Raw genomic sequence first — 19,215 nt, forward strand, 5'->3', positions numbered from 1 at the left:
GATAGCGTCAGAACGTTCGCGAAAACCGATTATAGCCGCCGAACGCCGGTGACGGGATCGCCCCCTGCCCCGATGCGCGCGATGGCGGCCTGCAGCGGCTCCAGAGCAACCGCCATGGCGTGGCCGTTGGCGTGGACGATCGTGTCCCTGTCCCGCACCAGCGCGACGTGGCCCTTCCAGAACAGGAGGTCGTTGCGCCGGACGTCGTCGAGCGACACCGCCTCGCCCAACGCCGCCTCCTGCATGTCGGCGTCGCGCGGCGCCGCGATTCCGCAGGCGGCGAGCGAAACCTGCAAGAGGCCGGAGCAGTCGAGGCCGAGGCTGGTGCGGCCGCCCCAGAGATAGGGCGCTCCGACGAAGCGCTCCGCGACCGCGGCGGGATCGCCCTCGAAGGCGTTGACCGGCGCCAGATGCGCCGCGATGGCGTAGGCGCCGGTGTCGAGCACGGCGAAGCGGCCGTCGAGATCGGCGACGCTCACCTTGGCCCCCATGGAGAGCGCGTCCGCGGGCGGCGTCTTGATGGACGGCTCGGGGAACAGCAGCGTCCGCAGCGCGGCCACGCGGTGGGTGGCGCCCGGACCGAGGTCCGCCGACAGCGCCGCGGAGGGCATGTAGCCGACATAGCCGTCGAGCGAGAGCTGAACCCAGGCCCACCCCTCGAGCTCGTCGTAGACCACGACCTCCTCGCCGTAGAGCGCCTCGGTCTCGAGGCCCGCAAGCGGGTTCGGGGCCCGCCTGAGGCCGGCGTGGCCCACGGCGACGCGGCGGCGGTCGCCCTCCACGAAGCGCAAAGCCTCCACGCGGCCCTTGAGATGGGCTGCGGCGACGTCGGGACGGGCGGGGGTCAGGCGGCGGTCGAGGGGCGTCTTCATCGCCGGCACTCTACCCAAAAATCGCGAAGGAAACGTCTTCGATTCGGGAGAGCCGTCAGCCCTTGAAGAGGTAGGGCGCGGCCACGAATCCCAGCACGACGAGCACGAGCGACCCCCAGAACACCTGCGTCAACCGGGTGTCCATCAGCCGTTTCGCCTGCGGGCCGAACCGGTAAAGCAGCGCGCAGGGCAGCGCGAAACGCACGCCGCGGGCGACGACGCTGGCCGCCACGAAGGTGACGACGTCGAGCTGCGTCAGGCCGCTCGCGATGGTGATGACCTTGTAGGGGATCGGCGTGATCCCGCCGCCGATCAGGACCATCAGCCAGCCGTACTCGTTGTATGTGCCCGCGACCTCCTCGAAATCGCCGGACATGCCGTAGAACCGCAGCAGCGGCTCGCCGATCGCCTCGAACAGGAAGAAGCCGATGGCGTAGCCGAGGACGCCGCCGAGCACGGAGGAGACGGTGCAGATGATGGCGTAGCGGAACGCCTTGGCGCGCTCGGCCAGGATCATCGGCAGCAGCATCACCTCCGGCAGGGCCGGAACGAACGAGCTTTCGACGAAGCAAAGCCCCGCCAGCGCGCGCTCGGCGTGACGGTGCTGCGCCATCCTCAGCGACCAGTCGTAGATCCTCTTGAGCATCGTCCCCCGCGCGCTGTGTGCGCGAGGGTTATGGCCGATGCGGACGGCGTCCGTCCGTCCCGAAACGCCGCTCCAACGCCTTCGTGAACTCAGCGGCCGTAGCGCTCGATAATCAGCGCGGCGAGCGCCCGCGCGCCCTGCGCCTCGCCGCCTTCCGGACGGCCGGGCTTCGCCGAGGGCGTCCAGGCGAACACGTCGAGATGGGCCCAGGTCTTGGCCTGGCCGACGAAGCGGCGCAGGAACAGCGCCGCGGTGATCGAGCCCGCGAAGGGGCCGCCGGAGATGTGGTTCACGTCGGCGATCTTGGAGGCCAGCAGGTCGTCGTAGGGGTTCCAGAGCGGCATGCGCCAGAGCGGGTCGTGCTCGGCCTGCGCGTGCCGCAGCAGGTCGGCGGCGAAGGCGTCGTCGTCGCTGTAGAGCGGCGGCAGGTCAGGCCCGAGCGCGACGCGTGCGGCGCCGGTGAGGGTGGCGGCGTCCACGATCAGTTGCGGCGCCTCCTCGTCGGCCAGCGCCAGCGCGTCGGCGAGCACGAGGCGGCCTTCCGCGTCGGTGTTGCCGATCTCGACCGAGAGGCCCTTGCGGCTCGGAATCACGTCGCCAGGCCGGAAGGCGTCGCCGGAGATCGCATTCTCCACCGCGCCGACGATCAGCCTGAGCCGGACCGGGATCTTGGCGCCCATGACCATGTCAGCGGCGGCGATCATCACGGCCGAGCCGCCCATGTCCTTTTTCATCAGCAGCATGGAGGCGTCGGGCTTGATGTTGAGGCCGCCGGTGTCGAACACCACGCCCTTGCCGACGAGGGTCACCTTCGGCGCGTCCTCGGGGCCCCAGACGAGGTCGACGACCCGCGGCGCGCGGTGGGCGGCGGCGGCCCGGCCCACCGCGTGAACGAGCGGGAAGTTTTGGGCCAGCAGATCGTCGCCGACGATCGAGGTCACCGTCGCGCCGTGGCGCTCGCCGAGCGTGCGGATCGCGGCCTCGAGCTCGACCGGGCCGAGGTCGTTGGCCGGCGTGTTGATCAGGTCGCGCGCGGTCTCGACCGCCCGAACCGTGCGCTCCAGCGCCGGGACGTCGACGCCGTCGGGGGCGACGAGGCGGATGTCCTTGGCGGCCGGCTTGCCGTAGCGGGTGAAGCGGTAGAGGCCGAGCGCCAAGCCCAGCGCCGCGAGCCGGGCGGTCTGTCCGGCGTCTTCGAACCGGTAGGTCCCTGCGGGCAGGACGCCCGCGAGCTTGCCGGCAAGGAAGGGGTTCTTCTCCCGCGCGCCGGCGCTCTCCGTGACGAGCGCGACGCCCGCCAGCCCGCCGTCCGAGCCCGGAACCGCCAGCGTCGCGCCGGCGGTGGTCTCGAAGCCGGTCGCCTGGGCCCAGCCGCGCGCCGTCTCCGGCAGGACGCCGCCTGCGGGGACGAACCAGATCGGCGTCGCGCTGTCGGCGGCGGGGACGAAGATCGACGGCATGGGGGCCTCCAGACACTGATCGCTCAAACGCGGGCGATGTCATCGCACATTTCGGACGACGAGGGCGACGCTCGGCGGCGCCGAGCCTTGCCCCGAGGGGCCGGACGCGCCAAACCCTTTCTCCGCAATCGAGGCATACCAGCGAGGCGCTCACCCGATGACCGATCTTCCGACCGAGATGGCCTACGTCCGAGCCGACGGCGCCGGCGAGCCGGACGTGCTTGTTCTCGCGCACGGGCCGCTCCCGGAGCCGGGCGAAGGCGAAGTGCTGGTCGAAGTCGTCGCGGCGGGCGTGAACCGTCCGGACGTGATGCAGCGCAAGGGCATGTACCCGCCGCCGCCCGGCGCTCCCGAGACGCTCGGCCTGGAGATTGCCGGCCGGATCGTCAAGCTCGGCTCGGGCGTGACCAACTGGGCGGTCGGCGACGCCGTCTGCGCGCTGATCGCGGGCGGCGGGTATGCCGAATACGCCGTAGCGCAGGCCGCGACCTGCCTTGCGGCCCCCAAGGGCCTCACGCTGGTCGAAGCGGCTGCGGTGCCGGAGACCTTCTTCACGGTCTGGACCAACGTGTTCGAGCAGGCGGGCCTGAAGTCCGGCCAGCGCTTCCTGGTGCACGGCGGGACGAGCGGCATCGGCACGACGGCGATCCAGCTCGCCAAGGCCCGTGGGGCCACGCCCTACGCCACCGCCGGCGGCGCCGACAAGGTCGCCTTCTGCGAAAAGCTCGGCGCGGCGAAGGCGATCGACTACCGCACGGAAGATTTCGTCGAGGTGCTGAAGGCCGAGACCGGCGGCAAGGGCGTCGACGTCATCCTCGACATGGTCGGAGGCGACTACACTGCACGGAACCTGAAGTCGCTCAGCTTCGGCGGCACGCTGGTGCAGATCGCCTTCATGCAGGGGCCGAAGGTGCAGATCGACCTGACGCCGATCATGCTGAAGCGCCTCACCCTCACCGGCTCGACGCTCCGCGCGCGCCCGATCGCCCAGAAGGCCGCCATCGCCGAGGCGCTTCAGCGCGAGGTCTGGCCGCTGATCGAGGCGGGCGAGGTCAAGCCCGTGATCCACGCCACCTTCCCACTGGCGGAGGCCGCCGAGGCTCACCGCCTGATGGAGGGAAGCTCGCACATGGGCAAGATCATCCTGACGACGGGCAAAGCCTAAGGACCGTCTGCGCTCGCGCTCTGCGATCCCACGCGCGCGGTAACCGACCATCCCGGTTCGGGTCCGGCGCTCGACGCCTGAGATGGGTCCTCCGGTCAAGCCGGAGGACGACGGGGAGGGTGTCTCGAAGGGCATCCTGAAGCCAGCGTCGCTGACACTGCACCCTGCCCGATCGCACGTCCCCCTCCAAAAGACTCGCCTTTCGGCGCGTCCGCCTTAGCTCCTCCCCGCAAGAGCCGACGCATGCGCAGGTCCGCCGTCCATCCCGACGGGCCGCAGAGGCGCGTCCGGCGTTCAACCCTGGGGCGACACGCGACATGTGCGGAATCTGCGGCGAATTCACGTTTCTCGGTCAGCCGGCCTCGGTCGAAGCCGTGGCGGCGATGGCCGGCTGCATGGTGTCCCGCGGGCCTGACGGCGAGGGCATCGTCGCGCGCGGCCGCGTCGCGTTCGGCCACCGGCGGCTGAAGATCATCGACCTCAGCGAGAAGGCCGAGCAGCCGATGGTCGATCCCGACCTCGGCCTCACCATCGTCTTCAACGGCTGCATCTACAATCACAAGGAACTCCGTGCGGAGCTTGAAGCCAAGGGCCACCGCTTCTTCTCCGACGGCGACACCGAGGTGATCGTCAAGGGCTGGAAGCAGTGGGGCGCCGAGCTGCCGAAGAAGCTGTTCGGCATGTTCGCCATCGCGATCCACGAGCGCGACTCCGGGCGCGTGATCCTCATCCGCGACCGCCTGGGCATCAAGCCACTCTATGTCTCGGAGGGCGCCGGCCGGGTGCGGTTCTCGTCGTCGCTGCCGTCGCTGCTGAAGGCCGGCGGCGTCGACACCACGATCGATCCGGTCGGCCTCAACGCCTATATGACCTTCCACTCTGTGGTGCCCGCGCCGCGCACGATCCTTGCCGGCGTACGTAAGCTGCCGCCGGCGACCCTGCGCATCTACGAGGCGGACGGGCGCACGAAGGAGGAGGTCTACTGGGCCGTCTCCTACGAGCGCTCCGCCGTCGACGTCGCGCGCTCGTTCGACGAGTGGCGGGAGCAGGTGCACGACAGTCTTCGAACGGCTGTGACGCGGCGCATGGTGGCGGACGTGCCGGTCGGCGTGCTGCTCTCCGGCGGCGTCGATTCCAGCGTCGTGGTGGCGCTGCTTTCCGAACTCGGCCACCAGAACGTCGAGACCTTCTCGATCGGCTTCGAGGCCAAGGGCGGCGAGGAGGGCGACGAGTTCAAGTACTCAGACATCGTCGCGCAGAAGTTCGGCACCAAGCACCACAAGATCACGATCGAGGAGCGCCGGATGCTGGACGCGCTGCCGGGCGCGATCGACGCCATGTCTGAGCCGATGGTGAGCCACGACTGCGTGGCGTTCTATCTGCTGTCGGAAGAGGTGCGGAAGCACGTCACCGTCGTGCAGAGCGGCCAAGGCGCGGACGAAATCTTCGCCGGCTATCATTGGTATCCACCCGTCGCCGCCTCCAACGCGCCGGCCGCCGACTACGCCAAGGCCTTCTTCGACCGCGACAACGCCCGCTACAACGCGCACGTCACGGAGCCGTACGCGACCGCCGACCACGCCCGCGCCTTCGTCGAGGAGCACTTCGACATGCCTGGGGCCGACGACGCGGTCGACAAGGCGCTGCGCCTCGACAGCACCGTGATGCTGGTCGACGACCCGGTGAAGCGCGTCGACAACATGACGATGGCGCATTCGCTTGAAGCGCGCGTGCCGTTTCTCGACCACGAGCTGGTCGAGCTCGCGGCGCGCATTCCCGGCGAGCACAAGCTGGCGGACGGCGGCAAGGGCGTGCTGAAGGATCTCGCCCGGCACATCGTGCCGAAAGAGATCGTCGATCGCCCGAAGGGCTACTTCCCGGTGCCCGGCCTCAAGTATCTCGAGGGCCAGACGCTGGAGATGGTGCGCGACGCGCTCGGCAGCCAGGCCGCCCGCGAGCGCGGGCTCTTCCGCCCCGAGTATCTCGAAACGCTGTTCGACGATCCGGCCAAGCACATCACGCCGCTGCGCGGGTCCGAGCTCTGGCAGTGCGCCCTGCTGGAGGTCTGGCTCCAGACCCACGGCGTCTGAGCGCCCGACGACCGGCCGACATCGAATGAAAGAGCCGAACATGATCGTTTCGGGAGAGTCCGCGGCCGCCGCCTACCGCATGGGGCGAGGCCTTGCGGGCGAAGCGCAGGAGGGGACCATGGCCCACACCACCGACGCGATCGTCGACTGCGGCTGGGGCCGGCTGCTGTTCGCCCAGACGTTCGCCGACCCCAAGGCGCTCGCGGAGGCGCTGCGCGAGGAGGGGCCCGAGGCCCGGGACATCGCGGTCTACGTGGACGACCCGCACGTTCTGCTCGCCCAAGCGCCGCTGGAGCTGTTCCTCGACCCCAGCCACATGTTCCGGCTCGATCTCACGGCCTACGAGCCCTCGAAGCGCGGCCAACGCGCGTTCGTCGTGCGCCGCGTGGAGCAGCCGCGCGATGCTGAGGAGATTAACCGCATCTACTCCGCGCGCCACATGGTGACGGTGCGCCCGGACTTCTTCGACCGCGCCCGCGAGGACGACGTCGTGATCCACCTCGTCGCCGAGGACGCCCGGACCCACGCCGTCATCGGTACGGTCACCGGCGTCGACCACGGCCGCGCCTTCGGCTGCGCTGAGAAAGGCTCGTCGCTGTGGTGCCTCGCGGTCGACCCCCAGGCGTCCCACCCCGGAGTCGGCGAGACGCTGGTGCGCCGCCTCGCGGAGACCCTGCGGGACCAGGGCGCGCTCTGGATGGACCTGTCGGTCATGCACGACAACACGCAGGCGATCGGCCTCTACGAGAAGCTCGGCTTCGCCCGCATCCCCACCTTCTCGGTGAAGCGCAAGAACTCGATCAACGAGCGCCTGTTCATCGGCGACCAGGGCGCCGAGGGCCTTAATCCCTACGCTAAGCTGATCGTCGACGAGGCGCGCCGGCGCGGCATCGGCGTCGACGTCACGGACGCGGAGGGCGGCTTCTTCCGCCTGACCCACGGCGGTCGCTCCATTCTCTGCCGCGAGTCTCTCAGCGAGCTCACGACCGGCGTCGCCATGTCGATCTGCGACGACAAGGCGGTGACCCGGCGGGCCGTGTCCCGCGCGGGCGTCGCCGTGCCCGAGCAGATCGAGGCCGACGACCGGGACAAGATCGAGACCTTCCTCGCCCGCCACGGCGCAGTGGTGGTGAAGCCCGCGCGCGGCGAGCAGGGCCGCGGCATCGCCGTCGGGCTGCAGACCATCGACGATGTCGAAGCCGCGGTGGAGCGCGCCAAGGCGTTCTGCGACCGCGTGCTGATCGAACAGATGGCGGAAGGCGAAGACCTGCGGCTGATCGTCATCGACTTCAAGCTGGTCGCCGCCGCCGTGCGCCGCCCGGCGCAGATCACCACCGACGGCCGCTCGACCATCCGCGCGCTGATCGAGGCGCAGAGCCGGCGCCGCTCCGCCGCGACAGGCGGCGAAAGCCAGATTCCGATCGATTCCGAGACCGAGCGCTGCGTGAAGGCGGCGGGCTTCGCACTCGACGACATCGCGCCGCCGAACCAGACCATCGCCGTCCGCAAGACCGCGAACCTCCACACCGGCGGCACGATCCACGACGTCACCGGCGTGGTGCACTCCGCACTGGTGGAGGCGGCGGTGAAGGTGGCTCGCGCCATCGACATCCCCGTCGTCGGCGTCGACCTGATGGTGCGCGCGCCGCACGAGCCGACCTACGCCTTCATCGAGGCGAACGAGCGGCCCGGCCTCGCCAACCACGAGCCGCAGCCCACCGCCGAGCGCTTCGTCGATCTGCTGTTCCCGCTGTCGATGCCGGCGGGCGTGCGGCGGATGGGGCTGGGGTGACGGCCGTCAGCTCGTGGTATTGAGGCCTCTCGAATCGCTCCCAACCGCGGAGACCCCATGCCGCGTCTCGACGTCGACATCGACTATCTGGGCGACCAGCTCAAAGCCCTGCTCAAGATCCCGAGCCCCTCGGGCTTCACCGACACCATCACCCACGCGGTGGTGGACGAGTTGCAGCGGCTCGGCGTCGAACCTGAGGTCACGCGCCGCGGCGCCATCCGCGCCCGGCTGAAGGGCCGGGCGAAGGATCCCTCCCGCGCGCTGATCGCCCATCTCGACACGCTGGGCGCGCAGGTGAAGTACCTCAAGCCCAACGGCCGGCTGGAGCTGGTGCCGATCGGCAGCTGGTCCGCTCGCTTCGCCGAAGGCGCGCGCTGCACGATCTTCACCGAGGCCGGCGCCTACCGCGGCTCGATCCTACCGCTCAAGGCCTCGGGCCACACCTACGCCGACGAGATCGACACCCAGCCGACCGGCTGGCCCTACGTCGAGGTGCGGGTCGACGCGCTGGTGCGCGACGTGCCGGACCTCAACCGGCTGGGCTTCCATGTCGGCGACGTGGTGGCAATCGACCCGGAGACGGAGTTCCTCGAGAACGGCTTCATCGTCTCGCGCCATCTCGACGACAAGGCCGGCGTCGCGATCCTGCTCGCCACGCTGAAGGCGGTGATCGACTCCGGGAAGAAGCCTGCGGTCGACACCTGGTGGATCTTCTCGATCGCCGAGGAGGTCGGCGTCGGCGCCTCGGCGGTGCTCCCGCACGACGTCGCCGCCATGGTGACGATCGACAACGGCACCACCGCGCCGGGGCAGGCGTCGGACGAGTTCGGCGTGACCATCGCCATGGCCGACCAGACCGGGCCGTTCGACTACCACCTTACCCACGAGCTGATCCGGCTCGCGCGCGACAACGACATTCGGCACCAGCGCGACGTGTTCCGCTACTACCGCTCCGACAGCGCCTCGGCGATCGAGGCGGGCGTGGACGTGCGCACCGCGCTCGTCACCTTCGGCATCGACGCGAGCCACGGCTACGAGCGCATCCACATGCACGCGCTGCGCTCGCTGGCGGAATTGATGACGGCCTATGTGACGAGCGCGATCGACATCAAGCGCGACGCCAAGGCGGTCGGCTCCATCGAGGGCTTCCCGCACCAGCCGATCGAGCCGGCCGAGCCCGACATCGAGCCCGGCGAGCAGCTCCCCGCCGAAGGCTGACGCTGGGGTTTCCGATCGCCTCGCCCGGCCGCGGCTTCGGCGAGGCCCAGCTCTGATCGACGTGTCACGGATTGGATGACCGATGCCGAGCAAAGACGACCTTGAGGCCGCGTACCGCGGCTACATCGCCTGCCTCAACGGGCGAGACTGGACGAAGCTTGGCGAATTCGTCCACGGCGACGTCCGTCACAACGGTAGGCCTCTGGGGATCGGCGGCTATCGGTCCATGCTCGAGGCCGATTATGAGCGCATACCCGACCTGCACTTCAGTATTCAGATTCTGGTCGTAGACCCCCCGCTCGTGGCGAGCAGGCTGGACTTCGACGTCACGCCCAAAGGCAAGTTCCTCGACCTGCCCGTGCATGGCCGAAGGGTGCGGTTCTGCGAGAACGTCTTCTACCGATTTCGCGACCAACGGATCCTTGAGGTCTGGTCGGTCATCGATAAGGCCGCGATCGAAGCGCAGCTTCGCTAGGCCGCCGCATCGACCTCTCTCCGTCGCCGCGTCTTCCTGCCGATCGTGCCGCGACGTCGCATGGTTTGCCTCGCGCCCCGGCTCGTCTATGAAGGGGCCGCCGCGGGCGAGAGGTCTGCCGGCCGAGCCGAAGACGCCGCCATGAACGACGCGACCCCCGATCCGCTGACCGACATCCGCCGTGACATCGACCGGATCGACGAGGCGATGCATCGCCTGCTGATGGAGCGCGGCGCGGTCATCGACCGGCTCATCGCCATCAAGCGCACCTCGCAGACGGGCTCGGCGTTCCGGCCGGGGCGCGAGGCGGACATGATGCGGCGGATCGCGGACCGGCATGAGGGCCGCCTGCCGCTCGCGACCGCCGAACATCTTTGGCGCACCATCATCGCGACCTTCACCCATGTGCAGGCGCCGTTCACGCTGCATGTGGAGCAGGGTCCCGAAGCGCTCGCGATGCACGACCTCGCCCGTTTCCACGTGGGCTTCGACGTACCGCTGGAAGGCCACGCCATACCGGGCCGCGTGGTGGAGGCGGTGCGCGCCTCGACCGGCGACCTCGGGCTTGTCCGCCTGGAGCCGCAGCCTGCCGGCGCCTGGTGGGACGCGCTCGGCGGCGAGGGCCCGCAAGTCATGGCTCGCCTTCCCTTCCTGCCCGCGGAGGGCCATCCCGCCCCGACCCCCGCGCTCGTGATCGCCCGGCCGCTCGGCCCCGGCAGCACGAGCGAGGTGTCTGTCTGGGCGGTGCACGACGACGGCGATCTCCACCTCAGCCCCGAGGTCGAGATCCTGGCCGGGGTGACGCGCAACGGCGTCCGCAACCGGCTCGTCGCCGTTCCCGGCGCGGCGGCTCCCGCGCCGAACGCCCTGCCGCTCGGCGGCTACGCGCAGCCGGCCGCGGCGCGCTGATCCCGTTTCACGAAAGCCGTTCCCGATGACGTCCGCGTCTCCCGCCGCCCTCTCCCCTGCCGATCGCCCGACGCCCCGCGCGGGCGCGCTCGCGATCGAGGCCTATGTGCCCGGCAAGAGCAAAGCGCCGGCGGGCGTGAAGCTCCACAAGCTCTCGTCCAACGAGACGCCGCTCGGCGCGAGTCCGCGCGCGATCGAGGCCTTTCGGGAGGCGGCCGGCCATCTCGAGATCTACCCGGACGGCTCGTCCACCGCGCTGCGCGAGGCGATCGGCCGGGCCTATGGGCTCGATCCGGCGCGCATCGTCTGCGGTGCGGGCTCGGACGAGATCCTGTCGCTGCTGGCCTATGGCTACCTCGCCCCGGGCGACGAGGGCGTCTTCACCGAGCACGGTTTCCTCGTCTATCGGATCGCGATCCTCGCCGCCGGCGGCGTGCCCGTGGTCGCGCCCGAGACCAACCTGACGGCCGATGTCGACGCCATCCTCGCCTGCGTCACGGAGCGCACGCGCATCGTCTATCTGGCGAACCCGAACAACCCGACCGGCACCTACCTGCCGTTCGACGAGGTGAAGCGGCTGCACGCGAACCTGCCGGGCGACGTCCTGCTCGTGCTCGACGCGGCCTACGCGGAGTACGTCCGCGCGAACGATTACGCCGCCGGCGTCGAGCTCGTCAGCGGATCGCAAAACGTGGTGATGACGCGCACCTTCTCGAAGGTGCACGGGCTCGCGGCGCTGCGCATCGGCTGGATGTACGGCCCGGCGGCCGTGGTCGACGTGCTGAACCGCATCCGCGGACCGTTCAACCTGTCCGCCCCGGCGATCGCAGCCGGCGCGGCGGCGATCGCCGACCGCGCGCATCTCGACGCCGCCGTCGACCACAACGCGCTCTGGCTGACGACGCTGACAGACAAGATCCGCGCGCTCGGCCTCGAGGTCACGCCGAGCGTCGCGAACTTCGTGCTGGTGCACTTCCCCGAGACGCCGGGCCGCACCGCGGCGGAGGCCGACGCCTTCCTCACGGCGCGGGGCGTGATCCTGCGCGCGGTCTCCACCTACGGCCTGCCGCACGCGCTGCGGCTGTCGATCGGCTCGGAGGAGGCGAACCGCGCCGTGCTCGACGGGCTGAAAGCGTTCCTCGCGGGCGACGCCCGTGGCTGATGGACCCCTGTTCGACCGGGTCGCCATCATCGGCCTCGGCCTGATCGGCTCCTCCATCGCCCGCGCCGCGAAGGCCGGCGGCCTCGTCGGAACGCTCGTCGCCGCCGATCGGGATCCTGCGGTGCGCGCACGGGTCGCCGAGCTCGGCATCGCCGACGTGGTCGCCGAGAGCGCGGCGGAAGCGGCCGAGGGCGCGGACCTCGTCATCGTCTGCACGCCCGTCGGCGCCTGCGGCGCGGTCGCGGCCGAGATCGGGGCGCGGCTCAAGCCCGGCGCGATCCTCTCCGACGTCGGCTCGGTGAAGGGCGCGGTGGTGCGGGACATGGCCCCGCACGTGCCGCCCTACGCGACCTTCGTGCCCGCCCATCCCATCGCCGGCACCGAAGATTCCGGCCCCGACGCGGGCTTCGCCGAGCTGTTCCGTGGGCGCTGGGCGATCCTGACGCCCCTGTCCCCGGCCGACACGAGCGACGTGGCGCGGCTTGGCGGCTTCTGGGAAGGCATGGGCGCGATGGTCGACACCATGTCGGTGGAGCACCACGACCTGGTCTTCGCCATCGTCAGCCACGTGCCGCATCTGATCGCCTACAACATCGTGGGCACGGCCGCCGACCTCGAGGAGGTGACCCAGCAGGAGGTCATCAAGTACTCGGCCTCCGGCTTCCGCGACTTCACCCGCATCGCGGCCTCGGACCCGACGATGTGGCGCGACGTGTTCCTCAACAATCGCGAGGCGGTGCTGGAGGTGCTCGGCCGGTTCGTGGAGGACCTGACGGCGCTGCAGCGGGCGATCCGCTGGGGCGAGGGCGACGCGCTGTTCGCCCTGTTCACCCGCACCCGCGCGATCCGCCGCTCGATCGTCGAGCAGGGCCAGGACACCGCAGCCCCCGACTTCGGCCGCAGGGCGACCGCGCCCGCGAAGGACTGAGCGGTGGCCGGCTGGGGCTGCGCCCCCTCACCCGGAGGGCTGCGCCCTCCGACCTCTCCCCACCGGGGAGAGGTGCGCGGCGGGACCGCACCCGCCAAACTGCGGAACGCCCGACGGGAGGCGCGGGTCGTCACCTCTCCCCAGCGGGGAAAGGTCGCCGCGCAGCGGCGAGTGAGGGGGCTCCCGGTCTCCGAGCGCGCTCCGGAGCGCGCCGATGCCTGAGCTTCCCGAGGTCGAGACCGTCCGCCGGGGGCTTGCGCCGGTCATGGAAGGCCACCGCATCCTCAGCGTGGACGCGCGCCGGCCGGACCTGCGCTTTCCCTTCCCCGAACGGTTCGCGGCGAGGCTCAAGGACCGCACCGTCACGTCGCTGGGACGCAGAGCGAAGTACCTTCTGGCCGACCTCGACGACGGCGAGGTGCTGGTGATGCACCTCGGCATGTCCGGCTCGTTCCGCATTCTTCTTCCCGAAGCGGAAGTCGCGCCGGGGTCGTTCCACCACCCCCGCTCCAAGGCCGCGGCCCACGACCATGTGGAGTTCGCCTTCGAGGGCGGGGCGAAGGTCACCTACAACGACCCCCGACGCTTCGGCTTCATGACGCTGTCGCCGCGCGCGACCCTCGAGGCGCACCCGCTGTTCCGCCACGTCGGGATCGAGCCGCTCGGCAACGCGCTGGACGGCGCCCTGCTGCTGCGCCTGTTCGGGACCAAGCAGACGAGCCTCAAGGCCGCGCTGCTCGACCAGCGGCTGATCGCGGGCCTCGGCAACATCTACGTCTGCGAGGCTTTGCACCGGGCGAAGCTGTCGCCCACCCGCGCCGCCGGCACGCTGACGATCCGGAAGGCCAACCTGCTCGCTGGCGCGATCCGCCAGGTGCTCGAGGAGGCCATCGCCGCCGGCGGGTCCACGTTGCGCGACTTCGCTCACGCCGACGGCGCGCTCGGCTACTTCCAGCACGCCTTCCGCGTGTACGACCGCGAGGGCGAGCCTTGCCCGACGCCCGGCTGCCGCGGCGTGGTCCAGCGCATCGTTCAGACGGGGCGCTCGACGTTCTTCTGCGCGCAGTGCCAGAAATGACAAGCGAGCGTCATCCCGGCCGAGCGAAGCGAGAGCTGGGATCGCCATTCGGATAGCGCGCTTTATTCTCAAGACGATCCAGGCTCTGCGCGGCGGCGCCGCTTCGGCCGGGATGACGCTCCAATCCCAAGAGGCCCCATGACCGACGCTCCCTACGAAACTCTGCTCGTCGAGACCCGCGGGGTCGTCGGCCTGATCACGCTCAACCGGCCGAAGGCGCTGAACGCGCTGAACGGGCGGCTGATCGAGGAGCTCGCGCTCGCCTTCGAGGCCTTCGAGGCGGACGACGCGGTGGGCGCGGTGGTCGTGACGGGGAGCGAAAAGGCGTTCGCGGCGGGCGCCGACATCAAGGAAATGGCCGAGAAGACCTACGCCGAGGCCTTCCTCGAGGACTTCGGCGCGGGCTGGCGGCGGATCACGACCTGCCGCAAGCCTTCGATCGCGGCGGTGGCGGGCTACGCGCTCGGCGGCGGCTGCGAGCTCGCCATGATGTGCGACGTGATCTTCGCCGCCGACACCGCGAAGTTCGGCCAGCCCGAGATCACGCTCGCCATCATCCCGGGCTTCGGCGGCACCCAGCGGCTGACGCGCGCCGTCGGCAAGGCCAAGGCTATGGACCTGATCCTCACCGGCCGGATGATGGACGCAGCGGAGGCTGAGCGCGCCGGGCTCGTCGCCCGGATCGTCGCGCCGGAGCGGCTGGTCGACGAGGCGCTCGAGGCGGCGGCGAAGATCGCGTCGTTCTCGCGCGTCGCCGTGCTCGCCGCCAAGGAGGCGGTGAACGTGGCTGAGGAGGCGAGCCTCGCCGAGGGCGTCCGCTTCGAGCGCCGCGCCTTCCAGGCGCTGTTCGCGACCGAGGATCAGACCGAGGGCATGACCGCCTTCGTGGAAAAGCGAAAGCCCGCGTTCAAGAACAGGTAGGCCGCCTCGCCGACCCGCGTTCGCGTCATCCCGGACGGCCGCAGGCCGAGCCGGGATCGCGCCCCGGACCATCGCGCTCTTCCTCTCCACGATCCCGGCTCTCGCTTCGCTCGGCCGGGATGACGCCTGCCTCCCACCTGAGCTCTTCCCGTGGACCTTCCGCTCGAGATTCTCGTGCTCTTCGCCGCGGTGGGCCTCCTCGCCGGCGTGGTGGACGCCATCGCCGGCGGCGGCGGGCTGGTGACCGTGCCCGTGCTGCTGCTGGGCGGGCTCGACCCGGTGTCGGCCATCGCCACCAACAAACTGCAGGGCGCGATCGGCACCGCAGCCGCCACCGCCCGCTTCGCCCAGGCCGGCATGCTCGACGCCCGGTCTCCGGCGACGTGGGGACTGTCGGCCGCAGCCTTCCTCGGCGCGGTCGCCGGCGCCGCCCTCGTCGCGTTCGCGCCCGTCGAGCTGATGCGCGCCGCGCTGCCCTTCCTGCTGATCGCGGTCGCGCTCTACTTCGCCTTCGGTCCGCGGCTGTCCGACGTCGACGGCCGGGCGCGGCTGGGACCCGTCGCCTTCGCGCTCGGCGTCGCCGCCCCCATCGGCGCCTACGACGGCCTGTTCGGGCCCGGCGCCGGCGCCTTTTACATGATCGGGCTTGTGGGACTGGCGGGCCTCGGCGCGGTGAAGGCGGTGGCGCGCACCAAGCTCTTGAACCTCTCGTCCAATCTCGCGGGGCTGATCGTGTTCATCCTCGCAGGCCACGTGGTGTGGTCGGCCGGCCTCGCCATGTCGGCGGGGACGCTGGTCGGCGCGCGGCTTGGCGCGGGGCTCGCGCTGAAGCACGGCGTCGGCTTGGTGCGCCCGCTCGTCATCGTCGTGGCCCTTGCCCTGTCCGCGCGCCTGATGTTCGATCCCGCCCACCCGGTGGGCGCGGCGGTCAGAGCGGCGTTCGGACCGCCCTAGACATCGAAAGACCGCCGTTGCGCGCCTCGACGCTTCCCCTCGCTCTTGTAGCCGCCCTCGCGGCGCTGCCGGCGCTCGCCGCCGAGACCGGCGGCTGCGGCGCTTTCGCTTGGCCGATCGAGCCAGACAAGGCGCTGTTGGCGGCCGCGCCCGTGGGCGACAGCGGCGGGCGGCTCGACCTCACGCGGCCCGCCGCCGTGCGCCTCGTGCTGACCAACGCCGCCAAGGCCGGCTTTGAGCTCCCGCCGGGCAGGCCGGCGGCGCCCGCCGCTCCCGCCGGCGTGTTGCGCTTCGAGGCCAAAGCCGGCCTCCACCAGATCACCACGACAGAGCGGGTCTGGATCGACGTGGTGCAGGCCGGCAAGCGCCTGGACGAGGCGGGATTCTCCGGCGTGCTCGACTGCGAGGGCGCGCGCAAATCCGTGCGGTTCCAACTCCAGGAGGGACCAGCGACGATCCAGATCAGCGGCTCGCCGTCGCGCACCGTCGGAATCGCGGTGACAGCCCTGCCGCAGTGACGGATTGCGGCCCTGATCGCGCCGCAATCCGCGCGCGACGTCGAGCGTCCGGATCGCCTGCGGGACCTTGCCGATGACGCCGCGCCGCGCGCTGACCAGCTTCGCCTTCGCCGGCGTCCTCCTCGCGGCGACGCCGGCGCTCGCCCGAACCTTTCATCACTGGTTTCCCGGCTTCGCGCGGGGGGCGCTGCCCGCAGGCGAGACGCTCCACGAGATCGCCGGCCTGCCCGTCGTCGCCGTCGCGCCGCGCGCCGGCCCGCCGCGGGCGGCGGTGGTGCTTATCACCGGCAGCGGCGGATGGGCCGACCTCGACCGCAAGCTGGCCGCGGGCTTCGCCACCGAAGGGATCGAGACGCTCGGTCTCGACAGCCTGCGCTATTTCCTCGCGCCACGGTCGCCGGACGAGGTGGGGGCCGATGTCGGCCGCATGATCGAAGCCGCCCGCCGGGTCTGGGGCGTTCAGGACGTGGCGCTTGTCGGCTACTCCTTCGGCGCCGACACGGTCCCGGTCGCCTACAACCGGCTTCCGCCGGCCGACCGCGCAGCCGTGCGCGCCGTCGCCATGCTCGGCCTGTCGCGCACGGCGAATCTCGCGATGGGCGTCGCCAAGATCGTCGGGTGGATCGACGGCTACCCGCTGTCGACCGCGACCGAGGTCGCGCGCGTCGCGCAGGCCCCGGAGCGCCCGGCGATCGTCTGCGTCTACGGCGAAGAGGAGCAGGCGGAAGGCCGCACGCTGTGCCCATCGCTCGACCCGTCGCGCGTGCGGTTGATCGAGACGGCGGGCGGCCATCATTTCGACGGCGATTACAACGCTCTCGCCCGCACTGTGGCGGCGACGCTGAAGGGCGCGTGAGCCGTTGCAAACAAGCGGGAGCCCGCGTATAAGCCCGGCTTCCGCGCGTGCCCGGCCTGACATGGGCTGCCGTGGCGCGCCCCTTAACTGCTCGAAGCCTCGAGCTTGGCCTGTCTCCCCTCGCGGGCGACGGTCGATCGCCGGAGGCTTCTCCTCATTCGGAGAGCGAAATGCCCAAGATCAAGTCCAAGTCGGCGGCGAAGAAGCGTTTTCGCTTCACCGCGACCGGCAAGGTCATCTCCGCCCAGGCCGGTAAGCGCCACGGGATGATCAAGCGCACCAACAAGCAGATCCGCAACCAGCGCGGCACGACCATCCTGACCCCGCAAGACGCGCGGATCGTCCGGACGTTCCTGCCCTACGGCTGACGCGTCGACGCTTTCACAGCGCTCATCCCGAACACCTGAGACGAGAGATTTTAGACCATGGCTCGCGTTAAACGGGGCGTCACGTCCCACGCCAAGCACAAGAAGACGCTCGACGCCGCGAAGGGCTTTTATGGCCGTCGCAAGAACACGATCCGCGCGGCGAAGGCCGCCGTCGATCGGTCGATGCAGTACGCCTACCGCGACCGCAAGAACAAGAAGCGCACGTTCCGCGCGCTCTGGATCCAGCGCATCAACGCCGCGGTCCGGGAGCACGGCCTGACCTACTCGCGCTTTATCGACGGCCTCGCTAAGGCCGGCATCGAAGTCGACCGCAAGGTGCTGTCGGATCTCGCGATCCACGAGCCCGCCGCCTTCGCCGCGATCGCGCTGAAGGCCAAGGACGCGCTTCCGAAGGAAGCCGCCTCGGCGTGATCCTCGGGCGGCCCACCCGGCGCCGCTCCTTTTGATCCAAGCTCGTCGTCATGCCCCGGCCTGTCCGGGGCATCCACAGCAGTCGTAGAGCTCCACGCCGCCGGTGGATCCCCCGGACAAGCCGGGGGATGACGTTGCGTTTCAGGCTCGGGCGACGAACCCGGCCGAACGGAAGCGGCGTCTCGCATGACCGACATCGACAGCCTCAACTCCCTCGAAGCCGACGTGCTCGCGCAGGTCGCGGGCGCGTCCGACGAAGCGGCGCTTGAGGCCGTGCGCGTGGCGGCGCTCGGCAAGAAGGGCTCCGTCTCCGAAAAGCTGAAGACGCTGGGCTCCATGAGCCCGGACGAGCGCAAGACCTTCGGTCCGGCCCTCAACGCGTTGCGCGACCGCGTCGCCGCGGCGCTCGGAGAACGGAAGGCGGCGCTCGCCGACGCCGCGCTGGAGGCGCGGCTTGCCTCCGAGCGGCTCGACGTCTCGCTCCCGGTGCGCGAGAGCGGCCTCGAGACCGGCCGCATCCATCCCGTCAGCCAGGTGATGGACGAGCTCACGGCGATCTTCTCCGCCATGGGCTTCTCGGTCGCCGAAGGCCCGGACATCGAAACCGACGAACTCAACTTCACCGCGCTCAACTTCCCCGTCGGCCATCCGGCCCGCGAGATGCACGACACCTTCTTCCTTCCTGAGAAGCCGAACGGCGAGCGCCTGCTGCTGCGCACCCACACCAGCCCCGTGCAGGTGCGCACCATGCGGAGCACGCAGCCGCCGATCCGCGTGATCTGCCCCGGCCGCACCTACCGCTTCGACATGGACCAGACGCACACGCCGATGTTCCATCAGGTCGAGGGCCTCGTCATCGACAAGGAGGCCCATCTCGGCCACTTGCGCTGGGTGCTGGAGGAGTTCCTCAAGACTTTCTTCGAGGTGCCCTCGGTCGAGCTTCGATTCCGCCCGTCGTTCTTCCCCTTCACCGAACCCTCGATGGAGGTCGACGTCCGTTGCCGGAAGCTGCCCAACGAGGTGCGCATCGGCGAGGGCGACGACTGGCTCGAGATCCTCGGCTGCGGGATGGTGCACCCCAACGTGCTGCGCAACTGCGGCGTCGACCCGGACGTCTACCAGGGCTTCGCCTGGGGCATGGGGATCGACCGCATCGCCATGCTCAAGTACGGCATGCCGGACCTGCGCGACCTGTTCTCGGCGGACGCCCGCTGGCTCAGCCACTACGGCTTCCGCCCGCTCGATTTCCCGACGCTCGCGGGCGGGCTGAGTTCGTAGGGCGCGTCATCCCGGACGGCCGCAAGGCCGATCCGGGATCGTCCGCCGTGAAAGGCGCCTTTTCCTGACGACGATCCCGGCTCGGCGCTTCGC

19 protein-coding genes are annotated in these 19,215 nt (G+C 70.4%); 16 read left to right on the plus strand and 3 right to left on the minus strand.

The annotated features are described in order from the left end of the window. Positions 1-29: 29 nt before the first annotated feature. The 3 genes from K244_RS0115320 to K244_RS0115330 form a co-directional block, all read right to left on the minus strand. Positions 30-872, minus strand: coding sequence for an NlpC/P60 family protein (locus K244_RS0115320; protein ID WP_020187159.1), 843 nt, complete (start codon positions 870-872; stop codon positions 30-32). A 55-nt stretch (positions 873-927) separates the two neighbouring features. Continuing rightward, positions 928-1,518, minus strand: a complete 591-nt coding sequence (locus tag K244_RS0115325) for a YqaA family protein (protein WP_020187160.1) — start codon at positions 1,516-1,518, stop codon at positions 928-930. Positions 1,519-1,607: 89 nt separating this feature from the next. Next, positions 1,608-2,978: a leucyl aminopeptidase family protein gene (locus K244_RS0115330; RefSeq protein WP_020187161.1), complete on the minus strand. Its 1,371-nt coding sequence runs from the start codon at positions 2,976-2,978 to the stop codon at positions 1,608-1,610. Positions 2,979-3,135: 157 nt separating this feature from the next. On the opposite strand from K244_RS0115330, the gene K244_RS0115335 reads away from it, so the two are divergent. From K244_RS0115335 to pheS, 16 genes are all read left to right on the plus strand, one after another. Further along, positions 3,136-4,143 carry an NAD(P)H-quinone oxidoreductase gene (locus K244_RS0115335; RefSeq protein ID WP_020187162.1) on the plus strand — a complete coding sequence of 336 codons (1,008 nt, stop codon included), beginning with the start codon at positions 3,136-3,138 and terminating at the stop codon, positions 4,141-4,143. A gap of 317 nt (positions 4,144-4,460) precedes the next feature. Beyond that, entirely contained in the window at positions 4,461-6,233 is a 1,773-nt protein-coding gene (locus tag K244_RS0115340) for an N-acetylglutaminylglutamine amidotransferase (protein WP_020187163.1), read from the plus strand. Positions 6,234-6,351: 118 nt separating this feature from the next. Continuing rightward, positions 6,352-8,025: an N-acetylglutaminylglutamine synthetase gene (gene ngg / locus K244_RS0115345; RefSeq protein ID WP_036306883.1), complete on the plus strand. Its 1,674-nt coding sequence runs from the start codon at positions 6,352-6,354 to the stop codon at positions 8,023-8,025. Between the two features lie 57 nt (positions 8,026-8,082). Beyond that, positions 8,083-9,243 (plus strand): osmoprotectant NAGGN system M42 family peptidase, encoded by a 1,161-nt coding sequence (locus K244_RS0115350; protein WP_020187165.1) that lies wholly within the window; start codon positions 8,083-8,085, stop codon positions 9,241-9,243. Positions 9,244-9,325: 82 nt separating this feature from the next. Continuing rightward, entirely contained in the window at positions 9,326-9,718 is a 393-nt protein-coding gene (locus K244_RS0115355; RefSeq protein ID WP_020187166.1) for an ester cyclase, read from the plus strand. Positions 9,719-9,859: 141 nt separating this feature from the next. Further along, on the plus strand, positions 9,860-10,627 hold the full coding sequence (locus tag K244_RS0115360; protein WP_020187167.1) for a chorismate mutase: 768 nt from the start codon (positions 9,860-9,862) through the stop codon (positions 10,625-10,627). 25 nt (positions 10,628-10,652) lie between these two features. Next, positions 10,653-11,789 carry a histidinol-phosphate transaminase gene (locus tag K244_RS0115365; protein ID WP_020187168.1) on the plus strand — a complete coding sequence of 379 codons (1,137 nt, stop codon included), beginning with the start codon at positions 10,653-10,655 and terminating at the stop codon, positions 11,787-11,789. After that, the gene (locus tag K244_RS0115370) at positions 11,782-12,717 is read left to right on the plus strand and encodes a prephenate/arogenate dehydrogenase family protein (protein ID WP_020187169.1); all 936 of its coding nucleotides are present in this window, start codon (positions 11,782-11,784) and stop codon (positions 12,715-12,717) included. Before K244_RS0115365 ends, K244_RS0115370 begins: the two co-directional genes overlap by 8 nt. A gap of 214 nt (positions 12,718-12,931) precedes the next feature. Continuing rightward, a complete protein-coding gene (gene mutM / locus K244_RS0115375; RefSeq protein ID WP_020187170.1) occupies positions 12,932-13,795 on the plus strand; it encodes a bifunctional DNA-formamidopyrimidine glycosylase/DNA-(apurinic or apyrimidinic site) lyase in 864 nt (287 codons plus the stop codon). Positions 13,796-13,933: 138 nt separating this feature from the next. Then, a complete protein-coding gene (locus K244_RS0115380) occupies positions 13,934-14,716 on the plus strand; it encodes an enoyl-CoA hydratase (RefSeq protein ID WP_020187171.1) in 783 nt (260 codons plus the stop codon). Positions 14,717-14,866: 150 nt separating this feature from the next. Then, complete coding sequence (locus K244_RS0115385) at positions 14,867-15,670, plus strand: TSUP family transporter (RefSeq protein ID WP_020187172.1); 804 nt, start codon at positions 14,867-14,869, stop codon at positions 15,668-15,670. A gap of 17 nt (positions 15,671-15,687) precedes the next feature. Next, the gene (locus K244_RS0115390; protein ID WP_020187173.1) at positions 15,688-16,188 is read left to right on the plus strand and encodes a hypothetical protein; all 501 of its coding nucleotides are present in this window, start codon (positions 15,688-15,690) and stop codon (positions 16,186-16,188) included. Positions 16,189-16,261: 73 nt separating this feature from the next. Then, positions 16,262-17,044 carry an AcvB/VirJ family lysyl-phosphatidylglycerol hydrolase gene (locus K244_RS0115395; protein ID WP_020187174.1) on the plus strand — a complete coding sequence of 261 codons (783 nt, stop codon included), beginning with the start codon at positions 16,262-16,264 and terminating at the stop codon, positions 17,042-17,044. Positions 17,045-17,214: 170 nt separating this feature from the next. Beyond that, positions 17,215-17,412, plus strand: coding sequence for a 50S ribosomal protein L35 (gene rpmI / locus K244_RS0115400; RefSeq protein ID WP_020187175.1), 198 nt, complete (start codon positions 17,215-17,217; stop codon positions 17,410-17,412). A 57-nt stretch (positions 17,413-17,469) separates the two neighbouring features. Next, complete coding sequence (gene rplT, locus K244_RS0115405) at positions 17,470-17,844, plus strand: 50S ribosomal protein L20 (protein ID WP_020187176.1); 375 nt, start codon at positions 17,470-17,472, stop codon at positions 17,842-17,844. A gap of 186 nt (positions 17,845-18,030) precedes the next feature. Beyond that, the gene (gene pheS / locus K244_RS0115410) at positions 18,031-19,122 is read left to right on the plus strand and encodes a phenylalanine--tRNA ligase subunit alpha (protein ID WP_020187177.1); all 1,092 of its coding nucleotides are present in this window, start codon (positions 18,031-18,033) and stop codon (positions 19,120-19,122) included. Positions 19,123-19,215 lie beyond the last annotated feature (93 nt).

This window comes from Methylopila sp. 73B, from assembly GCF_000526315.1.
GTDB lineage: Bacteria > Pseudomonadota > Alphaproteobacteria > Rhizobiales > Methylopilaceae > Methylopila.